Origin of the sequence: Sphingorhabdus sp. (assembly GCF_023910635.1) — a bacterium.
Classification (GTDB): Bacteria; Pseudomonadota; Alphaproteobacteria; order Sphingomonadales; family Sphingomonadaceae; genus Sphingorhabdus_B.
The window spans coordinates 1-2,038 of sequence record NZ_JAAVVZ010000074.1; the positions used below are offsets into that span (position 1 = coordinate 1).

The 2,038-nt window shown below is 50.4% G+C and carries 2 protein-coding genes; both read right to left on the reverse strand.

Features of this window, described 5'->3' with window-relative positions:
• Window positions 1-197: 197 nt before the first annotated feature.
• Window positions 198-1,043, reverse strand: a complete 846-nt coding sequence (locus HEQ34_RS14245) for an ankyrin repeat domain-containing protein (RefSeq protein WP_296201569.1) — start codon at window positions 1,041-1,043, stop codon at window positions 198-200.
• A gap of 26 nt (window positions 1,044-1,069) precedes the next feature.
• Window positions 1,070-1,759: a hypothetical protein gene (locus HEQ34_RS14250; RefSeq protein ID WP_296201571.1), complete on the reverse strand. Its 690-nt coding sequence runs from the start codon at window positions 1,757-1,759 to the stop codon at window positions 1,070-1,072.
• Window positions 1,760-2,038: the final 279 nt, after the last annotated feature.

The window sequence follows — 2,038 nt, forward strand, 5'->3', positions numbered from 1 at the left end:
AACATGTTCAAAGAGCCGGTCGTGCAACAGATGCCGGACCAATTCATAGAATCCCAAAGCAAATCCTACATTGCAAGCGAAACCTATTTAGGGGTTATCGCACCGGTCATCTGGCCGAAGCCGTTGAGGTAGAACGTCGTGTTGTAGGTCGTCGACTGGTTGACACCTATAGAAGAGAGCGGTCCGGCAGTTTAATGTTATTCCGGATTGTCGTTTTCAAAGCTGTAATCTTGCTTTAGGCCTGCCCCAACCTCCTTGTCGTTGTCGTCTATTTGGCGCTTTACCTTTTCAGTATCGACGCCGCGCTCCTTCAACATTCGGGCCGCAATGCCGATATATTTATATTCGGGTTCGTTGCGCAGGGGCTCGGGGTGTTCGGTGGTCACAGTGTTCATGCCGCTGCCGTAAATGGAAAGGGCAAGACCATATAGATCATAGCTATAACCCCGCTCCAGCAGTTCGACCGCCTTGCTAGGGAAGCCACTGACTGCGGCACTGTCCGCAATACCTATCCCGCCAGCCCCGCGTTCCGGCAAATTCACATCTACTCCCGCATCAAGAAGCATGTAATAATTTTGCCACTGGCTGCCGTATTTACCTGCCATAAACGCCACTCTTAAAACCGTATCACCATCCGCCATTGGCATGTTGGGATCGCCGCCATATTTCAGCATCAGGCGCAAATAAGCCGGGTCTTTGTAGCTCGCGGCGCGGTAAAGTGGCGTTTCGGCAGTTCCGATAGCCAGATTGGGATCAGCACCAGCTTTTAGCAATGCTTCAACCGTTTCCGGCTTTCCACAGTCCAGCGCCCAGAACAAAAGCGTCATGCCATTTGCGCCGCGGGCATTCGGGGAAACGCCCTGAGAAATAAGTTCATTTACTTTAGCTACGTTATCTGCACAGGCCGCCCGGGCAAGCTGCGCAACTGGTGGATCGACAAAGACATCGCTCGCGTGCTTGCCATCAACCGTCTGATCCATCGCCCTGCTTCCTCCAAAACCAGCCATTACAAGGCCAACAGATATCGCAATCATCTTCCACATAGTCAGCCCCTCTTTAGCCCCTTTACTCAAAAGCCCTTACCACTTTCGTAGCGGTAAAAAATAGAATCCAGCACCGTATAGGTCGAATGATTGTCAAATGGGTTGAAGTTTTTACTGACTGGAATTGACATATAGAAACCACGCGGTCGCGCCAAGTTTGCCGGATCAAGCGTCACTCTGCGACCACCAGCGCTTGCGATTCCGCCCGGCTTGTCCTGCCAGAAAGAGAGGAACTCACCATCTACGGTAATATTGGTTACAAGGCTGTTCTGCCGCGCCAAAGTCTCTGCACCGCCCACAGTGTTCGGATGGACTGCGGCAGGATTAAATACGATCGCTGAACGACGGGATACCACCGCCTGCGCCGTCGCCAATCCTCCGCCAAGCGAATGACCCACATAAGTTACATCTATATTGGCTTGCCGCAATTTTTGTGCATTGTCTATTGCGCGCTCATATTGAGGGTCCGGAATACCAAATGCCTGATTTTTGTTGGTTCCCCAATCCAGCCAATTATTAGTACCGCGATTTACGTATACCAGCTCACCAGTTTTGGCATTCTTGTATAATCCCGCATAATATCCACTTTCGGCATCTATCAACATTGATGCGGTCAGTGCCCCACCGGTGGCGTTGGACACTGACATGCCTTTAAGCCGGACAAAATCACCCGTGACCCCGGGTATTGATTTATTGTAATAGATATCGCCTGCCATCAATGCTTTTTCATATATATTTTTGAACTCAATGAAAGCAGGATTATCCGCATTTCCGGCAGAAATTACGCCTGCTTCATATTTATCGAAGCGCGACCTTCGTTCCTGCAATTGGGTTTCGGAGGGTGATCTCCCTCCTGCGCGATCAATGCCTCCAGCCTCAGCTTCTTCTAGAAGCTGCTTGGCTTCATGCCGTGATTTGTTGCCTAGGTGTTTAGTCCCGGCATTTGATGGTGTATTATTCAGCCATCAATGGAAGGACTCGCTATGGGACAAATT

What these genes read in the sequence shown, in the direction of transcription:
- HEQ34_RS14245 (WP_296201569.1), bottom strand. Translation starts at nt 1,043, where the DNA reads ATGTGGAAGATGATTGCGATATCTGTTGGCCTTGTAATGGCTGGTTTT.
- HEQ34_RS14250 (WP_296201571.1), bottom strand. Translation starts at nt 1,759, where the DNA reads ATGGCAGGCGATATCTATTACAATAAATCAATACCCGGGGTCACGGGT.